The 16,855-nt window shown below is 60.1% G+C and carries 16 protein-coding genes; 10 read left to right on the plus strand and 6 right to left on the minus strand.

What is annotated here, in order from left to right:
* Window positions 1-5 precede the first annotated feature (5 nt).
* From C2E19_RS17965 to C2E19_RS17980, 4 genes are all read left to right on the plus strand, one after another.
* Window positions 6-899, plus strand: a complete 894-nt coding sequence (locus C2E19_RS17965; RefSeq protein ID WP_129394420.1) for an SMP-30/gluconolactonase/LRE family protein — start codon at window positions 6-8, stop codon at window positions 897-899.
* Window positions 900-960: 61 nt separating this feature from the next.
* Complete coding sequence (locus C2E19_RS17970; protein WP_129394421.1) at window positions 961-1,932, plus strand: TRAP transporter substrate-binding protein; 972 nt, start codon at window positions 961-963, stop codon at window positions 1,930-1,932.
* Between the two features lie 79 nt (window positions 1,933-2,011).
* Complete coding sequence (locus C2E19_RS17975; RefSeq protein WP_129394422.1) at window positions 2,012-2,539, plus strand: TRAP transporter small permease; 528 nt, start codon at window positions 2,012-2,014, stop codon at window positions 2,537-2,539.
* Window positions 2,539-3,819 (plus strand): TRAP transporter large permease, encoded by a 1,281-nt coding sequence (locus C2E19_RS17980; RefSeq protein WP_129394423.1) that lies wholly within the window; start codon window positions 2,539-2,541, stop codon window positions 3,817-3,819. Before C2E19_RS17975 ends, C2E19_RS17980 begins: the two co-directional genes overlap by 1 nt.
* A 102-nt stretch (window positions 3,820-3,921) precedes the next feature.
* On the opposite strand, the gene C2E19_RS17985 is transcribed toward C2E19_RS17980, so the two are convergent.
* From C2E19_RS17985 to C2E19_RS18000, 3 genes are all read right to left on the minus strand, one after another.
* Window positions 3,922-4,722: a sulfite exporter TauE/SafE family protein gene (locus C2E19_RS17985; RefSeq protein WP_129394424.1), complete on the minus strand. Its 801-nt coding sequence runs from the start codon at window positions 4,720-4,722 to the stop codon at window positions 3,922-3,924.
* Window positions 4,723-4,731: 9 nt separating this feature from the next.
* On the minus strand, window positions 4,732-5,976 hold the full coding sequence (locus C2E19_RS17990; RefSeq protein WP_129394425.1) for an FAD/NAD(P)-binding oxidoreductase: 1,245 nt from the start codon (window positions 5,974-5,976) through the stop codon (window positions 4,732-4,734).
* A gap of 166 nt (window positions 5,977-6,142) precedes the next feature.
* On the minus strand, window positions 6,143-6,484 hold the full coding sequence (locus C2E19_RS18000) for a helix-turn-helix transcriptional regulator (protein WP_129394426.1): 342 nt from the start codon (window positions 6,482-6,484) through the stop codon (window positions 6,143-6,145).
* A gap of 91 nt (window positions 6,485-6,575) precedes the next feature.
* On the opposite strand from C2E19_RS18000, the gene C2E19_RS18005 reads away from it, so the two are divergent.
* The gene (locus tag C2E19_RS18005; RefSeq protein ID WP_129394427.1) at window positions 6,576-7,439 is read left to right on the plus strand and encodes an MBL fold metallo-hydrolase; all 864 of its coding nucleotides are present in this window, start codon (window positions 6,576-6,578) and stop codon (window positions 7,437-7,439) included.
* A 110-nt stretch (window positions 7,440-7,549) separates the two neighbouring features.
* Here C2E19_RS18005 and bkdR read toward each other — a convergent pair whose 3' ends face one another.
* Window positions 7,550-8,038 (minus strand): Bkd operon transcriptional regulator BkdR, encoded by a 489-nt coding sequence (gene bkdR / locus C2E19_RS18010; protein WP_008059350.1) that lies wholly within the window; start codon window positions 8,036-8,038, stop codon window positions 7,550-7,552.
* A gap of 185 nt (window positions 8,039-8,223) precedes the next feature.
* On the opposite strand from bkdR, the gene C2E19_RS18015 reads away from it, so the two are divergent.
* The 5 genes from C2E19_RS18015 (at window position 8,224) to C2E19_RS18035 (ending at window position 14,421) form a co-directional block, all read left to right on the plus strand.
* A complete protein-coding gene (locus C2E19_RS18015; RefSeq protein ID WP_129394428.1) occupies window positions 8,224-9,459 on the plus strand; it encodes a 3-methyl-2-oxobutanoate dehydrogenase (2-methylpropanoyl-transferring) subunit alpha in 1,236 nt (411 codons plus the stop codon).
* A gap of 1 nt (window position 9,460) precedes the next feature.
* Entirely contained in the window at window positions 9,461-10,519 is a 1,059-nt protein-coding gene (locus C2E19_RS18020; protein ID WP_008086973.1) for an alpha-ketoacid dehydrogenase subunit beta, read from the plus strand.
* Window positions 10,520-11,791, plus strand: a complete 1,272-nt coding sequence (locus tag C2E19_RS18025) for a dihydrolipoamide acetyltransferase family protein (RefSeq protein WP_129394429.1) — start codon at window positions 10,520-10,522, stop codon at window positions 11,789-11,791.
* A 7-nt stretch (window positions 11,792-11,798) separates the two neighbouring features.
* Complete coding sequence (lpdA, locus tag C2E19_RS18030) at window positions 11,799-13,172, plus strand: dihydrolipoyl dehydrogenase (RefSeq protein WP_129394430.1); 1,374 nt, start codon at window positions 11,799-11,801, stop codon at window positions 13,170-13,172.
* Window positions 13,173-13,401: 229 nt separating this feature from the next.
* Window positions 13,402-14,421, plus strand: a complete 1,020-nt coding sequence (locus C2E19_RS18035; RefSeq protein ID WP_053121443.1) for a branched-chain amino acid aminotransferase — start codon at window positions 13,402-13,404, stop codon at window positions 14,419-14,421.
* Between the two features lie 203 nt (window positions 14,422-14,624).
* On the opposite strand, the gene C2E19_RS18040 is transcribed toward C2E19_RS18035, so the two are convergent.
* Both C2E19_RS18040 and C2E19_RS18045 read right to left on the minus strand, forming a co-directional pair.
* Window positions 14,625-15,530 carry a TIGR03915 family putative DNA repair protein gene (locus C2E19_RS18040; protein ID WP_256661216.1) on the minus strand — a complete coding sequence of 302 codons (906 nt, stop codon included), beginning with the start codon at window positions 15,528-15,530 and terminating at the stop codon, window positions 14,625-14,627.
* Entirely contained in the window at window positions 15,527-16,747 is a 1,221-nt protein-coding gene (locus C2E19_RS18045; RefSeq protein ID WP_129394431.1) for a putative DNA modification/repair radical SAM protein, read from the minus strand. Before C2E19_RS18045 ends, C2E19_RS18040 begins: the two co-directional genes overlap by 4 nt.
* Window positions 16,748-16,855: the final 108 nt, after the last annotated feature.

Consider the following 16,855-nt stretch of genomic DNA (forward strand, 5'->3'; position numbering starts at 1 on the left):
TGAGTATGCAAGCCGAATTGATCGTCGATGCTCGCAACGCCGTGGGCGAAAGCCCGGTCTGGGTGCCAGAGGAAAACGCGTTGTACTGGGTCGATATTCCCAACGGCAGCCTGCAACGCTGGAGCGCCGACACTGGGCATGTACAGGCCTGGAAAACCCCGGAAATGCTCGCCTGCATCGCCCGCGACAGCCGTGGCGGCTGGATCGCCGGCATGGAAAGCGGTTTCTTTCATCTGCACCCGCACAGCGACGGCAGCCTCGACAGCGAGCTTCTGGCCAGCGTCGTACACAGCCGCGAAGACATGCGTCTCAACGATGGTCGCTGCGACCGTCAGGGCCGGTTCTGGGCCGGCAGCATGGTCTTGAACATGGGCCTGAATGCGCCCGAGGGCCGGCTCTATCGTTACGGCGCCGGGCAGTCTGGCGTGGTCGACGCGCAACTCGACGGTTTCATCGTGCCCAACGGCCTCGGCTTCAGCCCCGACGGCAAAACGATGTACCTGTCCGACTCGCATCCCGACGTGCAGTTGATCTGGGCGTTCGATTACGACACTGACAGCGGTACACCGTCGAACCGACGCGTTTTCGTCGACATGAACCACTTCCCCGGTCGCCCCGATGGCGCGGCCGTGGACGCTGAAGGTTTTTACTGGATCTGCGCCAATGACGCCGGCCTCATCCACCGTTTCGCACCGGACGGCCGACTCGATTTTTCGCTCGAAGTCCCGGTGAAAAAACCGACCATGTGTGCCTTCGGTGGTAGCGCGATGGACACCTTGTTCGTCGCCTCGATCCGCCCCGGTGACGACCATGATCCGCATTCCCTGGCCGGCGGCGTGTTCGCCCTGAACCCCGGCGTCAAAGGCCTGCCGGAACCGTTATTCGACGCTTTGCTGTAACCCGCCTCTGCTGCACCGCTGCGCCTTGAACACAACAATAACAAGACTGGAGACACCCCCAATGGACTTCAAACGCACCTTGCTCGCCGCTGCACTTCCGCTGATGTTCACCTTCGCCGGTGCCGCGCAGGCACTGGAAATCAAGTTTGCTGATATTCACCCCGCCGGTTATCCGACCGTGGTCGCTGAAGAGAGCATGGGCAAAACCCTGACCAAGGAAACCAATGGCGACCTCACCTTCAAGTATTTCCCCGGCGGCGTGCTCGGTTCGGAGAAAGAAGTCATCGAACAGGCACAGGTCGGCGCGATCCAGATGACCCGCGTCAGCCTCGGCATCGTCGGTCCGGTGGTGCCGGATGTGAACGTGTTCAACATGCCGTTCATTTTCCGTGACCAGGCGCACATGCGCGCAGTGATCGATGGTGAAGTCGGCGATGCGATCCTCGACAAGATCACCAATTCCGAATTCGGCCTGGTCGCGCTGGCCTGGATGGACGGCGGCACGCGCAACATCTACACCAAGAAACCGGTGAGTAAACTCGAAGACCTCAAAGGCATGAAAATCCGCGTGCAAGGCAACCCGATGTTCATCGAGACCATCAACGCCATGGGCGGCAACGGCATTGCCATGGATACCGGGGAAATCTTCAGCGCGCTGCAGACCGGGGTCATCGACGGCGCGGAAAACAACCCGCCGACCCTGCTCGAACACAACCATTTCCAGAACGCCAAGTTCTACAGCCTGACCGGGCACCTGATCCTGCCCGAGCCGATCGTGATGTCGAAAATCACTTGGGAAAAACTCACCCCAGACCAACAGACGCTGGTGAAGAAAGCCGCCAAGGATGCACAGCTTGAAGAGCGCAAGTTGTGGGATGCCAAGTCCGCCAGCAGCGAAGAAAAACTCAAGGCTGCCGGCGTCGAGTTCATCACCGTCGACAAGAAACCCTTCTACGAGGCCACTGCCTCGGTTCGCGAGAAATACGGCGCACCTTATGCCGACCTGATCAAGCGCATCGAAGCCGTGCAATAACCCTCCCAGCCCTCAATGAAAGGCCCGGCAGCGCTGGCGTCCGCAGACGCTTGCGACTGCCCGGTTACGGTGGAACCCGATGAAGAATTCGCTGCTGCGCCTCAATGACAAGCTGTACATGACCTGCATCTGGGTCGCCGGCCTGTCGGTACTGGCCATCGCCCTGATCATTCCCTGGGGCGTGTTTGCCCGCTATGCCCTTGGCACCGGTTCGAGCTGGCCAGAGCCTACCGCGATCCTGCTGATGATGGTCTTCACCTTCATCGGCGCGGCGGCCAGTTATCGCGCCGGCGCACACATGGCGGTGGCGATGGTTACCGACCGGTTGCCACCGAACCTGCGCAAAACCATGAGCATCATTTCTCAACTATTGATGGGCACCATCTGCCTGTTCATGACCATTTGGGGCGCCAAGCTGTGCGCTTCGACCTGGAACCAGTTCATGAGCGCCCTGCCGACCTTGCGCGTCGGTATCACTTATATGCCGATCCCGATTGGCGGCGCGCTGACGCTGGTGTTCGTGCTGGAAAAACTGTTTTTGGGCGACCAGAGCAACCGTCGGGTTGTGCGGTTCGATCTGGTTGAAGAAAACGAAGGGGCTGCCTGATGGACGCATTGATTCTGCTGGGCAGTTTTATCGTATTGATTCTGATCGGCATGCCGGTCGCCTACGCCCTCGGGCTGTCGGCACTGATCGGCGCGTGGTGGATCGACATTCCGTTTCAGGCCTTGATGATTCAGGTCGCCGGCGGAGTCAACAAGTTCTCGCTGCTGGCGATTCCGTTCTTTGTCCTGGCCGGGGCGATCATGGCCGAGGGCGGCATGTCGCGGCGGCTGGTGGCGTTTGCCGGGGTGCTGGTCGGCTTCGTGCGCGGCGGCCTGTCGCTGGTCAACATCATGGCCTCGACGTTTTTTGGCGCGATCTCCGGTTCATCGGTAGCCGACACGGCTTCGGTAGGCTCGGTGTTGATTCCAGAGATGGAGCGCAAAGGTTATCCGCGCGAGTTCTCTACAGCGGTGACCGTCAGCGGTTCAGTGCAGGCCTTGCTGACACCGCCAAGCCACAACTCGGTGCTGTATTCATTGGCGGCCGGTGGCACGGTGTCCATTGCATCGCTGTTCATGGCAGGCGTGGTGCCGGGCCTGTTGATGAGCGCGTGCCTGATGGTGCTGTGCCTGATCTTCGCGCGCAAACGCGACTACCCGAAAGGCGACGTCATTCCGCTGCGTGAGGCGCTGAAAATCTGCGGCGAAGCGCTGTGGGGCATGATGGCGATGGTGATCATCCTCGGCGGCATTCTCTCGGGGATTTTCACCGCAACCGAGTCGGCGGCGATTGCCGTGCTCTGGGCGTTCTTCGTCACCATGTTCATCTACCGCGATTACAAGTGGAGCGAACTGCCAAAACTGATGCACCGCACGGTGCGGACGATTTCGATCGTGATGATCCTGATCGGTTTCGCCGCGAGCTTCGGCTACATCATGACCCTGATGCAGATCCCGGCGAAAATCACCACGCTGTTCCTGACCCTGTCGGACAACCGCTACGTGATTCTGATGTGCATCAACGTCATGCTGCTGTTGCTCGGCACGGTGATGGACATGGCGCCGCTGATCCTGATTCTGACGCCGATCCTGATGCCGGTGATTCTCGGCATTGGCGTAGACCCGGTGCAGTTCGGCATGATCATGCTGGTGAACCTGGGGATCGGATTGATAACACCGCCGGTAGGTGCGGTGCTGTTTGTCGGTTCGGCGGTGGGCAAGGTGAGTATTGAAAGCACGGTGAAGGCGCTCATGCCGTTTTACGCGGTGCTGTTTCTGGTGTTGATGCTGGTGACCTACGTTCCGGCGATTTCGCTGTGGTTGCCGCATCTGGTGTTGTAACAACTTAAAAGATCGCAGCCTTCGGCAGCTCCTACAGAAATCGCATTCCCATGCAGGAGCTGTCGAGTGAAACGAGGCTGCGATCTTTTGATCTTCAAATAATCAAGCCCGCAACAACATATACCCCGCCACCACCAGACAGACACTGGCAAACCCCACCTGCAACGCCCGCGCCGGCACTCGCGCGCACAGCTTGCGCCCGATGATCATGCCAACAATGCTGGCAACGATGAACGCACCACCCTGCCCGTCAATCCGCACACCAGCGTGAAACGAGCCGATCACCCCGATCGCCGAAATCAGACTGATCACCATCAACGACGTCGCGACAATCCCGCGCATCTGCACATCGGTCAGTTGCTTGAACGCCGGCACGATCAAAAAGCCGCCGCCCACCCCCAGCAACCCCGACACCACCCCTGTGACCGCGCCCAATGCGGCGAGGGTCGCGGTGCATTTGGCGGTCCAGTCGAAGCGCCCGGTTTCTGCATCAAGCATGCAGTTTTTCTGGCCCCAACTGCCGTGACCGTGATCGCTCGGGCCTGCTTCCTGACGCTCACGCCGCAGCATGCGCCAGGCGACCATGACCATCAGCAGGCTGAACAGAATCATCAGGATCTTCTCCGGCAACTGATGCGCGAAGTAGATGCCCAACGGCGAGAACACCGCGCCCAACGCGGCAATCAACAGTGCCGCACGATAACGCACCAGACCATGGCGCAAACCGTCGATGGCACCGACCGCCGCCGCACTGCCGACGGCAAACAGCGCCACCGGCGCCGCTTGCGTCATCGTCCAGCCAAGCCCAAGCACCAGCGCCGGCACCGCCAGAATGCCGCCACCGGCCCCGGTCAAGCCGAGGACCAACCCCATCACCACACCAAACAGACTTGCCAGCAACATAGGGTTTTCTCAGTCGACCTTGGACAGGCTGGTCAGCCACTCACGACCCTTGAGCATGCCGTTCCAGTAGAACCACGGCAGCAGCGTCGCCTTGAGAAACCACGCGGAACGTCGCGCCTGCGTCGGGTCTAGCGGAAAGGTCGGCAGCAACTTACCGGCGTAGCCGAACTCGGCGAGGATCACCTTGCCCTTCTCCACCGTCAGCGGGCACGAGCCGTAGCCGTCATACTTCAATGGCAGCGGCTGTTGCTTGCGCAAAGCCAACAGGTTTTCCGCCACCACCACGACTTGCTTGCGCACCGCAGCGGCGGTTTTTGCGTTGCTGGTGCCGCAGATGTCGCCGAGTGCGAACACCTCGGGATAACGCGGGTGCTGCAGGCTGTGTTGATTGACTTCGCACCAGCCAGCGGCGTCGGCCAACAGACTGTTCGCGATGAAATCCGGCGAGACCTGCGGCGGCACGACGTGCAGCAGATCGAAGGTTTTCGCCTCAAGGGTGACGTTGCCGTCGGCGTCCCTGGTCTCGAACCAGGCGGTTTGCGCCGGGCCGTCGACCTTGACCAAGTTCGAGTTGAACGCCAGTTGCGCGTTGTATTTTTTGATGTACTTCATCAGTGGCGGCACGAACGTCGCCACGCCGAACAGTGCGGCGCCGGCGAGGTTGAACTCAACATTGATATTGTTCAGCACAGCGGTTTTGAGCCAGTGGTCGCAGGACAGATACAAGGCCTTTTGCGGCGCGCCGGCGCATTTGATCGGCATCGCCGGCTGGGTGAACAGGGCTTTGCCGCCGCGCAGTTTCTGCACCTGATCCCAGGTGTATTGCGCGTGCTGGTAGCTGTAGTTGGAGGTCACGCCATGTTGGCCGAGGCTTTCTTGCAAGCCTTCGATTTTCTCCCAGGCCAGGCGCAGGCCGGGGCAGACGATCAGATTCTGGTAGCTGACCGTGCGTTGATCGTTGAGGGTCAACTGGCGTGCGTCCGGGTCAACGGCGGCGACGGCGGCCTGCACCCAATTGACCTGTCGCGGCATCACCTTGGCCATCGGCCTGACGGTGTCCTTGACGTCGTACGCACCACCGCCGACCAGCGTCCACGCCGGTTGGTAATAGTGCTGTGAACTTGGTTCGATCACGGTGATTTTCAGGTCCGGATCGCGCTTGAGCAGACTGGCGACGAAGCCGATACCGGCGGTACCGCCGCCGATGACCACGATGTCTGCACTGATGGATGGGCCCCAGTGTTGATCGTTCATTGCTTGTTCCTTTTGCTGCACGCAAGGATTTCAGCCATCACCCAAAACCAATGTGGGAGCGGGCTTGCTCGCGAAGGTGTCGTGTCAGTCGACATTAATGTTGAATAATCTACCGCTTTCGCGAGCAAGCCCGCTCCCACAGGGTAAGTGGTGTGATGGCTGGCATTTATGGGTGTTCCCAGCTCTTGAGCACCGCCCCGCAATAAAGCCCCGACAGGGTCTTCATCACTTGAATCACTTCGTGACTGGCGAGGCCGTAGAAAATGTATTTGCCTTCGCGGCGAGTGGCGACCATGCCTTCGTCACGCAGGATGCCCAGTTGCTGTGACAGCGTCGGCTGACGCACGCCGGTCATCTTTTCCAGTTCGCCGACATTGCGTTCGCCCTGGGTCAGTTGACACAGAATCAACAGGCGATCTTCATTGGCCAATGCCTTGAGCAACGCACAGGCCTTGGAGGCTGAGGCGCGCAGTTGGGCGACTTCACATTCGGTCAGACTGGATTGCATTTGCACGATGCCTTCAACGTCACTTAAGCTGCGAACATTATGTTTTTAGATAAAGTGTTGCAACCCATTTCCCTTGTTCAGGTTGGTGTCCATGCCCGCGCAGATTGAAGCTTTCCTCGACCCCGCCTCCTCGACCTACAGCTATGTGGTCTATGAAGACGACGGCGGGCAATGCGCAATTGTCGATCCCGTGCTCGATTACGACGGCGCCGCCGGCCGCACCTGTACCGCGCAGGCCGACAAAATCATCGCCTTCGTGCGCCAACACAATCTGCAAGTGCAGTGGCTGCTGGAAACCCACGCCCACGCCGATCATCTGTCCGCCGCGCCGTACCTGCGCAGGGAACTGGGCGGCAAGATCGCCATTGGCGAGTCGATCAGCAAAGTGCAGAACGTGTTCAAGGCCCTGTTCAATCTCGAGCCGGAATTCTGCGTCGATGGCTCGCAGTTCGATCAGCTGTTTGCGCCGAACGAGTCGTTCCGCATCGGTAACCTCATGGCCACGGCCCTGCATGTGCCGGGGCATACGCCAGCGGACATGGCCTATTTGATCGATGGCGAGCAGATTCTGGCGGGCGACACGCTGTTCATGCCCGACGTGGGTACGGCACGCTGTGATTTCCCCGGTGGTAATGCGCATCAACTGTTCAACTCGATCCAGAAGCTGTTGGCTTTTCCGGCGAGCGTGAAGCTTTACGTCTGCCACGACTATCCGCCAGAGGGCCGCGAGTCGCAGTGCCAGAGCACGGTTGGCGAGCAGCGTAAAAGCAATATTCATGTGCATGACGGGATTGATGAAGCGGCGTTCGTCGAGATGCGTACCCAGCGTGACGCCGGGTTGGGCATGCCGACGTTGTTGTTGCCGGCGATTCAGGTGAATGTGCGGGCGGGGAATTTGCCGGCGGCTGAGGACAATGGCGTGGTTTATTTGAAGATCCCGATCAACAAGCTTTAACGGCAAAAGATCGCAGCCTGCGGCAGCTCCTACAGGGAATGCATGATGGTTCCCATGCGCCGCGTGCTAATTCCGTGTAGGAGCTGCCGCAGGCTGCGATCTTTTGATCTTCACGTCCCCAGGGTCAGGCCATTCGCCGGCAACGGCAGCGCAGTTTTATAGCGCACCTGCTTCAGCGCAAAGCTTGAGCGGATATTCGCCACCCCCGGTACTTTGGTCAAAAAGTCCATCATGAACCGCTCCAGCGACTGAATCGTCGGCACCAGCACCCGGATCAGATAATCCGGGTCGCCAGCCATCAGATAGCACTCCATCACTTCGGGCCGATCGGAAATCGCTTCCTCGAAATGCTGCAACGCCTCCTCCACCTGTTTCTCCAGGCTGACGTGAATAAACACGTTCACATGCAGCCCAAGCAGATCGGCATCCAGCAGCGTCACCTGCTCGCGAATCAGGCCTAATTCTTCCATCGCTTTAACCCGATTGAAGCACGGCGTCGGCGACAGATTCACCGAGCGTGCGAGGTCGGCGTTGGTGATGCGTGCGTTCTCCTGAAGGCTGTTGAGAATGCCGATGTCGGTACGGTCCAGTTTGCGCATGAGACAAAACCACCTGTTTTTTATGTTTATGCAGAATTTCTATCTGCAAATCGTCTCCAGCGCAACGAAACAGAGATAAATATTCTTCTTGCCCGGGCCTATGATTGTTGTAGGACAAGATTTCCTCTACCGAGGAATGACTGCCAGCTCACTACAAGAAATTCACAAGATCGAGCGTAGAAGCCATGACCCAAGCGTATGAACCGCTGCGTCTGCACGTCCCTGAACCCTCGGGCCGTCCAGGCTGCAAAACCGATTTTTCCTACCTGCATCTGACCGATGCCGGTACGGTGCGCAAACCTTCCATCGACGTCGAACCTGCCGACACCGCCGACCTGGCGCGTGGGCTTATTCGTGTGCTCGACGATCAGGGCAACGCCCTCGGCCCATGGGCCGAGAACGTGCCGGTCGAGATTCTGCGTAAAGGCATGCGCGCCATGCTCAAGACGCGCATCTACGACAACCGTATGGTCGTTGCCCAGCGTCAGAAAAAAATGTCGTTCTACATGCAGAGCCTCGGCGAAGAAGCCATCGGCAGCGCCCAGGCGTTGGCCTTGAACATCGACGACATGTGCTTTCCGACCTACCGTCAGCAAAGCATCCTGATGGCTCGCGAAGTGCCACTGGTCGACCTGATCTGCCAACTGCTGTCCAACGAGCGCGATCCGCTCAAGGGTCGCCAGTTGCCGATCATGTACTCGGTCAAGGAAGCAGGTTTCTTCACCATTTCCGGCAACCTCGCGACCCAGTTCATTCAGGCCGTCGGCTGGGGCATGGCGTCGGCGATCAAGGGCGACACCAAAATCGCCTCGGCGTGGATTGGCGACGGCGCCACCGCCGAATCGGACTTCCACACCGCCCTCACCTTCGCCCACGTTTATCGCGCGCCGGTGATCCTCAACGTGGTCAACAACCAATGGGCAATTTCGACCTTCCAGGCGATTGCCGGCGGTGAAGCCACCACTTTCGCCGGACGCGGCGTCGGTTGCGGCATCGCTTCGCTGCGGGTTGATGGCAACGACTTCTACGCTGTTTATGCGGCATCTGCCTGGGCTGCCGAACGCGCCCGCCGCAACCTCGGCCCGACCATGATCGAATGGGTCACCTACCGCGCCGGCCCGCACTCGACCTCCGACGATCCGTCGAAATACCGTCCGGCCGATGACTGGAGCCACTTCCCGCTCGGCGACCCGATAGCGCGCCTGAAACAGCACCTGATCAAGGTCGGCCACTGGTCGGAAGAAGAGCACGGCGCCGTCAGCGCCGAACTCGAAGCCGAAGTGATTGCTGCGCAGAAACAGGCCGAACAGTACGGCACCCTCGCCGGCGGGCAGATTCCAAGCGCCGCAACCATGTTCGAAGACGTCTACAAAGAGATGCCGGAGCACTTGAAGCGCCAGCGTCAGCAGTTGGGGATCTGACATGAACGATCACAACAACAATATTCAGTTGGAAACCGCCATGACCACGACCACCATGACCATGATCCAGGCCCTGCGCTCGGCCATGGATGTGATGCTTGAGCGTGACGACAACGTGGTGGTGTTCGGTCAGGACGTCGGCTACTTCGGCGGCGTGTTCCGTTGCACCGAAGGCCTGCAGACCAAGTACGGCGCCTCGCGTGTGTTCGATGCGCCGATCTCGGAAAGCGGCATCGTCGGCGTCGCCGTGGGCATGGGTGCCTACGGCCTGCGCCCGGTCGCCGAGATCCAGTTCGCTGACTACGTTTACCCGGCGTCCGACCAGATCATTTCCGAAGCGGCGCGCCTGCGCTATCGCTCGGCCGGAGAGTTCACCGCGCCGATGACCCTGCGCATGCCTTGCGGCGGCGGCATCTACGGCGGGCAGACGCACAGCCAGAGCATCGAGGCGATGTTCACTCAGGTGTGCGGTTTGCGCACCGTAATGCCATCCAACCCGTATGACGCCAAAGGCCTGCTGATCGCCTCCATCGAAAACGATGATCCGGTGATCTTTCTTGAGCCGAAACGCCTGTACAACGGCCCGTTCGACGGCCACCACGACCGCCCGGTAACGCCGTGGTCGAAACACCCGCAAGCGCAGGTTCCGGACGGTTACTACACTGTGCCGCTGGACGTTGCCGCGATCACCCGTCCGGGCAAAGACGTGACGGTGCTGACTTACGGCACCACCGTGTATGTCTCGCAAGTCGCTGCCGAAGAAAGCGGCGTCGATGCCGAAGTCATCGACCTGCGCAGCCTGTGGCCGCTGGACCTGGAAACCATCGTCAAATCGGTGAAGAAAACCGGCCGTTGCGTGGTGGTACACGAAGCCACTCGCACCTGCGGTTTCGGCGCGGAGCTGGTGTCGCTGGTGCAAGAGCATTGCTTCCATCACCTGGAAGCGCCGATCGAACGCGTCACTGGTTGGGACACTCCCTACCCGCACGCGCAGGAGTGGGCGTATTTCCCAGGGCCGTCCCGAGTGGGCGCGGCGTTGAAACGGGTTATGGAGGTCTGAATGGGCACGCACGTTATCAAGATGCCGGACATCGGCGAAGGCATCGCAGAAGTAGAACTGTCGCAATGGCACGTCAAGGTCGGCGATCTGGTGGTTGAAGATCAGGTGCTGGCGGACGTGATGACCGACAAGGCGATGGTCGATATTCCGTCGCCGGTGCACGGCAAGGTGATTGCCCTCGGTGGTCAGCCGGGTGAAGTGATGGCGGTTGGCAGTGTGCTGATCAGCATTGAGGTTGAAGGTGCTGGCAATCTGAAAGAATCCGCTGCGCCGACTGCCGTCAAAGAAGCGCCGGCTGCGCCGAAAGTTGAAGCCGTTGTTGAGAGCAAATCTGCTGCTGCCGCCCCGCGTCCGGCTGCCGTTTGCCAAGGCCCGATGGTTGCTCGCGAAGCAGACGAACGCCCACTCGCCTCCCCGGCCGTGCGCAAACATGCGCTGGATCTGGGCATTCAATTACGTCTGGTGCGCGGTTCCGGCCCGGCCGGTCGTGTGCTGCATGACGACCTTGAAGCCTATCTTGCGCAGGGTCAGTCGAACGCTTCGGCCCCGGTTGCTGCTGCTTACGCCCAGCGTAATGACGAAGAACAGATTCAAGTGATCGGCATGCGCCGCAAAATCGCCCAGCGCATGCAGGACGCGACCCAGCGCGCCGCACACTTCAGTTATGTCGAGGAAATCGACGTCACTGCGATTGAAGAGCTGCGTGCGCACCTGAACGAAAAACACGGCGCCAGCCGTGGCAAGTTGACCTTGCTGCCGTTCCTCGTCCGCGCCTTGGTCGTCGCCCTGCGCGACTTCCCGCAAATGAACGCCCGTTACGACGACGAAGCCCAGGTCATCACTCGCCTCGGCGCCGTGCATGTCGGCGTCGCCACGCAAAGCGATGTCGGCCTGATGGTGCCGGTGGTGCGTCACGCCGAAGCGCGCAGCTTGTGGGACAACGCCGCCGAGATCTCGCGCTTGGCCAACGCCGCGCGCAATGGCAAGGCCAGCCGCGATGAGTTGTCCGGTTCGACCATCACCCTGACCAGCCTCGGTGCACTCGGCGGCATTGTCAGCACGCCGGTGCTGAACCTGCCGGAAGTGGCGATCGTCGGCGTCAACAAAATCGTCGAACGGCCGATGGTCGTCAAAGGCCAGGTGGTGATCCGCAAGATGATGAACCTCTCCAGCTCGTTCGATCACCGCGTGGTCGACGGCATGGACGCGGCACTCTTCATCCAGGCCATTCGTGGCCTGATCGAACAACCTGCCACTTTGTTTGTGGAGTAAGGCGCGCATGCAATCTCTGAACACTACGCTGCTGATCATCGGCGGCGGCCCCGGCGGTTATGTAACGGCGATTCGCGCCGGGCAACTGGGCATTCCGACGATTCTGGTCGAAGGCCAATCGCTGGGCGGCACGTGCCTGAACATCGGCTGCATCCCGTCGAAAGCGCTGATCCATGTCGCTGAGCAGTTTCACCAGACTCAACATCACAGTCAGCATTCGGCGTTGGGTATCAGCGTTTCCGCGCCGACGCTCGACATCACTAAAAGTGTCGAGTGGAAGGACGGCATCGTTGATCGCCTGACCACTGGCGTGGCTGCCCTGCTGAAGAAAAACAAGGTTCAGATCATCAATGGCTGGGCGAAAGTCATCGACGGCAAAACCGTGGATGTCGGCGACACGCGCATTCAGTGCGAGCACTTGGTGCTGGCGACCGGTTCGACCAGCGTCAATCTGCCGATTCTGCCGATTGGCGGGCCGGTGATCTCTTCCACCGAGGCGCTGGCGCCGACATCCGTGCCGAAACGTCTGGTGGTGGTGGGCGGTGGTTACATTGGTCTGGAACTGGGTATCGCGTATCGCAAGCTCGGCGCCGACGTCAGTGTGGTCGAGGCGCAGGATCGTATCCTGCCAGCCTACGACGCCGAACTGACGCAACCGGTGCATGACGCGTTGAAGCAACTCGGCGTGAAGCTGTATTTGAAACACAGCGTGCTGGGTTTCGACGGCACCTTGCAGGTGCGCGATCCCGAGGGCGAAACCCTCAATCTGGAAACCGATCAGGTGCTGGTCGCCGTGGGTCGTAAGCCGAATACCCAGGGCTGGAACCTCGAAGCACTGAATCTGGACATGAACGGTTCGGCGATCAAGATCGACAGCCGCTGCCAGACCAGCATGCGCAACGTCTACGCCATCGGCGACTTGAGCGGCGAGCCGATGCTGGCCCACCGTGCGATGGCTCAGGGCGAGATGGTTGCCGAGTTGATCAGCGGTAAAACCCGCGAATTCAGCCCGACGGCGATTGCTGCGGTGTGCTTTACCGATCCGGAACTGGTGGTGGTCGGCAAGACGCCGGACGAGGCCAAGGCTGCCGGGCTGGACTGCATCGTTTCCAGTTTCCCGTTCGCCGCCAATGGCCGGGCGATGACGCTGGAGTCGAAAAGCGGCTTCGTGCGCGTGGTCGCTCGTCGGGATAACCATGTGATTGTCGGTTGGCAAGCGGTGGGCGTCGGGGTTTCCGAATTGTCCACGGCGTTTGCGCAAAGCCTCGAAATGGGCGCGCGGCTGGAAGACATCGGCGGCACCATTCATGCGCATCCCACCTTGGGTGAAGCGGTGCAGGAAGCAGCGTTGCGTGCCCTCGGGCATGCGTTGCACCTGTAGGCCCCTTCGCGAGCAGGCTCGCTCCCACATTTGAAATGCACTTCCCTGTGGGAGCGACGGTGCGACGATTCGACCTGCTCGCGAATTCTTGAGGTCAACACGAACTATCTGTCTGTCATCCGATAGTCCGGGCTGCGAAACCGCTCAAGAATGAAGTATTGTTGTGCCCATCCAAAAAACGTCAGAAGCCTTGAACCGTTTCGACGGTTGTTCAGTGATAGAGGGTGTCATGGGTAACGAAAGCATCAATTGGGACAAGCTGGGTTTTGACTACATCAAGACCGACAAACGCTATCTGTCGTACTTTCGCGATGGCGAGTGGGACAAAGGCACCCTGACCGAAGACAACGTGCTGCACATCAGCGAAGGCTCGACTGCCCTTCACTATGGCCAGCAGTGCTTCGAAGGCATGAAGGCCTATCGTTGCAAGGACGGCTCGATCAACCTGTTCCGCCCGGACCAGAACGCCCTGCGTATGCAACGCAGCTGCGCGCGTCTGCTGATGCCGACAGTCGACACCGAGCAGTTCATCGAAGCCTGTAAGGAAGTGGTGCGTGCCAACGAGCGCTTCATTCCGCCATACGGCACTGGCGGCGCGCTGTACCTGCGCCCGTTCGTGATCGGCGTCGGTGACAACATCGGCGTGCGCACTGCCCCCGAGTTCATTTTCTCGATCTTCTGCATCCCGGTCGGCGCCTACTTCAAGGGCGGCCTGACCCCGCACAACTTCCAGATCTCCAGCTACGACCGCGCTGCCCCACAAGGCACCGGCGCGGCCAAGGTCGGTGGCAACTACGCGGCCAGCCTGATGCCGGGCTCGAAAGCCAAGAAAGCCAACTTCGCTGACGCGATCTACCTGGACCCGATGACCCACACCAAAATCGAGGAAGTCGGCTCGGCCAACTTCTTCGGGATCACCCACGACAACAAGTTCATTACCCCGAACTCGCCGTCCGTTCTGCCAGGCATCACCCGCCTGTCGCTGATCGAACTGGCGAAATCGCGTCTGGGCCTGGAAGTGGTTGAAGGCGACGTGCTGATCGACAAACTGTCGGACTTCAAGGAAGCCGGCGCTTGCGGTACCGCGGCGGTGATCACGCCGATCGGTGGCATCAGCTACAACGATCATCTGCATGTATTCCACAGCGAGACCGAAGTGGGTCCGGTTACCCAGAAGCTTTATAAAGAGCTGACGGGTGTACAGACCGGCGACATCGAGGCGCCAGCGGGTTGGATCGTCAAGGTTTGATTTGACGGGTGTTGATGTAGAAAAGCCCTCCACCGAGTGATTGGTGGGGGGCTTTTTTGCGTTTGGTGGGGATTTTTGTGTAAGGCTGGAGATCTTTTCCCCCTCACCCCAGCCCTCCCGAAACGTCGGACCGCCCCCAAGGGGGCGAGGGGGAAAGGGGGCCGATCTCGGTTGTTCTCCAGACCGAAGTTCGACGCAAACTTTCAGGTCGATGTAGGTCGGGAGAACACCTCGGTCGGCTCCCTCTCCCTCCGGGAGAGGGCTGGGGTGAGGGTAGGCTTTTCGCTCTTCAAGGCAATTCGTTTGCCAGAACGATCAGCTATCCCACTCGCCTGCCCATTCTGCTGCTTGCCCATCCGCGCCTGTGTAATCAGTCCAGGGATCAACTCGCCCTCCGGCAGATTCTTCCAGAACCGCACCGGCAAATGCCCTTGCATGACTTTCTCGTTCAACCGCGCCGGGTTGAAGATGTGGCGGTAATAGGTCAGCCACAGTTCGCCATGCGGATCGTCGACGTTCTGCGCCAACTGCTGCCATTCCAGCGGGCATTGGCGCTGATGGATCAGTTGTTCGCCATCGTAATAAACCCCGTCACGCGGCGTGGCGATCAGCCAGCGATGCTGGCCCATGCGCCCGACGAAATGCTCGCTGGCGCTGCGCAGGATGTCGTGGGCCGGTTCGTGCCACGCGACATATTGCGGGCCAGCACTGGATGACGGGCGCTCGATGAAACGCACAAAGGCATGCAGGTGATGCGCTTCACGGTTGACTTGTTTGATCCGCCGCTGCAACTCGCTGCCCAGTTTGTCACCGGCCATCATTGCCGTGCGATCGCCGTGGCTGACGCGCCACAACACTTCGTAAAGCAGACTCCAGCGTTGATCGCCTCGATATTGCGCCGCTTGCTCCAATGTATCGAGCAACACGCGCGGGATCTTCGCCATAAACGGCCCCTGCCCTTCCGGCACCGGATCATCATCATTGGCAAACAGATCGCCCACGCCTTCCGATGCCCAACTCACCAGGCTTGGATCGACTTCATGGCTGAGTAGCCAGCGCGCTTGTTGGCGCCAGGTGCCGAACAGGTCGTCGCAATCGAGATTGATCATCCCCACAGTCCCATCTGCTGCGGCATCGGCCGGTCGCGCAATTGCTGATAAAGCAAATGGCTGGTGACTTCGGCCTGCTGCGGATGGTAGTCGCTGGTGATGATGAACGGTTTGGCCTTGGCCAGTACGCAGCGCATGCGCGCGACATCTTCATAGCGGATCTTTCGTTGCCGGCGCAGTTCGACCAGACGTTCGGTGGTGCGCAGGCCGATGCCCGGGATGCGCGCGATCAGCGACGCTTCGGCGCGGTTCAAATCGAGTGGAAACACCTCGCGATTCTGCAACGCCCACGCCAGTTTCGGGTCGATGTCCAAGGCCAGATTGCCTGGCCCCTTGAGCAACTCGTCGGCGCGGTACCCGTAGCTGCGCAGGAGAAAATCGGCCTGGTACAAACGGTGTTCGCGCATCAGCGGCGGCGCGGCCAGCGGCACGCTTTTCGGGCTGTCGGGGATCGGGCTGAACGCGGAATAGTAAACGCGGCGCAAGCGGTAGTTGCCGTACAGCGACTGAGCGCTGTGCAAGATTGTGCTGTCGTCGGTGTCATCGGCGCCGACGATCATTTGCGTACTCTGTCCGGCAGGCGCGAACTTCGCCGAACGGGGTTCGTTAAGCACTGTTTGCACACCGGTGTAGATGGTGTTCATCGCCTGTTTGATCGAGACAATATCTTTCTCCGGCGCCAGGGTTTGCAGGCTGGCATCGGTGGGCAGTTCGATGTTCACGCTCAGGCGATCGGCGTAGCGCCCCGCTTCCTCGATCAGCGCCGGATCCGCGTCGGGAATGGTCTTGAGGTGGATGTAGCCGCGAAATTCATGCACTTCACGCAACAGCTTCGCCACCCGCACCAGTTGCTCCATGGTGTAGTCCGCCGAACGGATGATCCCGGAGCTGAGGAACAGCCCGCTGACGCAGTTGCGCCGGTAGAAATCCAGGGTCAGCGCCACCACTTCTTCAGGCGTGAAGCGCGCGCGGGGAACGTCGCTGGAGCGGCGATTGACGCAGTACTGGCAATCGTAAAGGCAGAAATTGGTCAGCAGGACTTTCAACAACGACACGCAACGCCCGTCCGGCGTGTAGCTGTGGCAGATGCCCATGCCATCAGTCGAGCCCAGCCCGCTCTTGCCCTCGGAGCTGCGCTTGGGCGCGCCGCTGCTTGCGCAGGAGGCGTCGTACTTGGCGGCGTCGGCGAGGATGCTGAGCTTGTCGATGATTTGCATGGCGCGGGCTCTTTACTGTTTGGATATACAGTATAGAGTCGGATGCGGGGTTACAAGGTGGCAGATGCGCACCTCGTCGGGCGGAAGCTCAAGATCAAAAGATCGCAG

It is taken from the genome of Pseudomonas sp. DTU12.3, assembly GCF_004124275.1.
Taxonomy (GTDB): domain Bacteria; phylum Pseudomonadota; class Gammaproteobacteria; order Pseudomonadales; family Pseudomonadaceae; genus Aquipseudomonas; species Aquipseudomonas helmanticensis.

Coding starts and splice junctions, on each gene's coding strand:
- C2E19_RS17965 (WP_129394420.1), top strand. CDS start 6: ATGCAAGCCGAATTGATCGTCGATGCTCGCAACGCCGTGGGCGAAAGC.
- C2E19_RS17970 (WP_129394421.1), top strand. CDS start 961: ATGGACTTCAAACGCACCTTGCTCGCCGCTGCACTTCCGCTGATGTTC.
- C2E19_RS17975 (WP_129394422.1), top strand. CDS start 2,012: ATGAAGAATTCGCTGCTGCGCCTCAATGACAAGCTGTACATGACCTGC.
- C2E19_RS17980 (WP_129394423.1), top strand. CDS start 2,539: ATGGACGCATTGATTCTGCTGGGCAGTTTTATCGTATTGATTCTGATC.
- C2E19_RS17985 (WP_129394424.1), bottom strand. CDS start 4,722: ATGTTGCTGGCAAGTCTGTTTGGTGTGGTGATGGGGTTGGTCCTCGGC.
- C2E19_RS17990 (WP_129394425.1), bottom strand. CDS start 5,976: ATGAACGATCAACACTGGGGCCCATCCATCAGTGCAGACATCGTGGTC.
- C2E19_RS18000 (WP_129394426.1), bottom strand. CDS start 6,484: ATGCAATCCAGTCTGACCGAATGTGAAGTCGCCCAACTGCGCGCCTCA.
- C2E19_RS18005 (WP_129394427.1), top strand. CDS start 6,576: ATGCCCGCGCAGATTGAAGCTTTCCTCGACCCCGCCTCCTCGACCTAC.
- bkdR (WP_008059350.1), bottom strand. CDS start 8,038: ATGCGCAAACTGGACCGTACCGACATCGGCATTCTCAACAGCCTTCAG.
- C2E19_RS18015 (WP_129394428.1), top strand. CDS start 8,224: ATGACCCAAGCGTATGAACCGCTGCGTCTGCACGTCCCTGAACCCTCG.
- C2E19_RS18020 (WP_008086973.1), top strand. CDS start 9,461: ATGAACGATCACAACAACAATATTCAGTTGGAAACCGCCATGACCACG.
- C2E19_RS18025 (WP_129394429.1), top strand. CDS start 10,520: ATGGGCACGCACGTTATCAAGATGCCGGACATCGGCGAAGGCATCGCA.
- lpdA (WP_129394430.1), top strand. CDS start 11,799: ATGCAATCTCTGAACACTACGCTGCTGATCATCGGCGGCGGCCCCGGC.
- C2E19_RS18035 (WP_053121443.1), top strand. CDS start 13,402: ATGGGTAACGAAAGCATCAATTGGGACAAGCTGGGTTTTGACTACATC.
- C2E19_RS18040 (WP_256661216.1), bottom strand. CDS start 15,530: ATGATCAATCTCGATTGCGACGACCTGTTCGGCACCTGGCGCCAACAA.
- C2E19_RS18045 (WP_129394431.1), bottom strand. CDS start 16,747: ATGCAAATCATCGACAAGCTCAGCATCCTCGCCGACGCCGCCAAGTAC.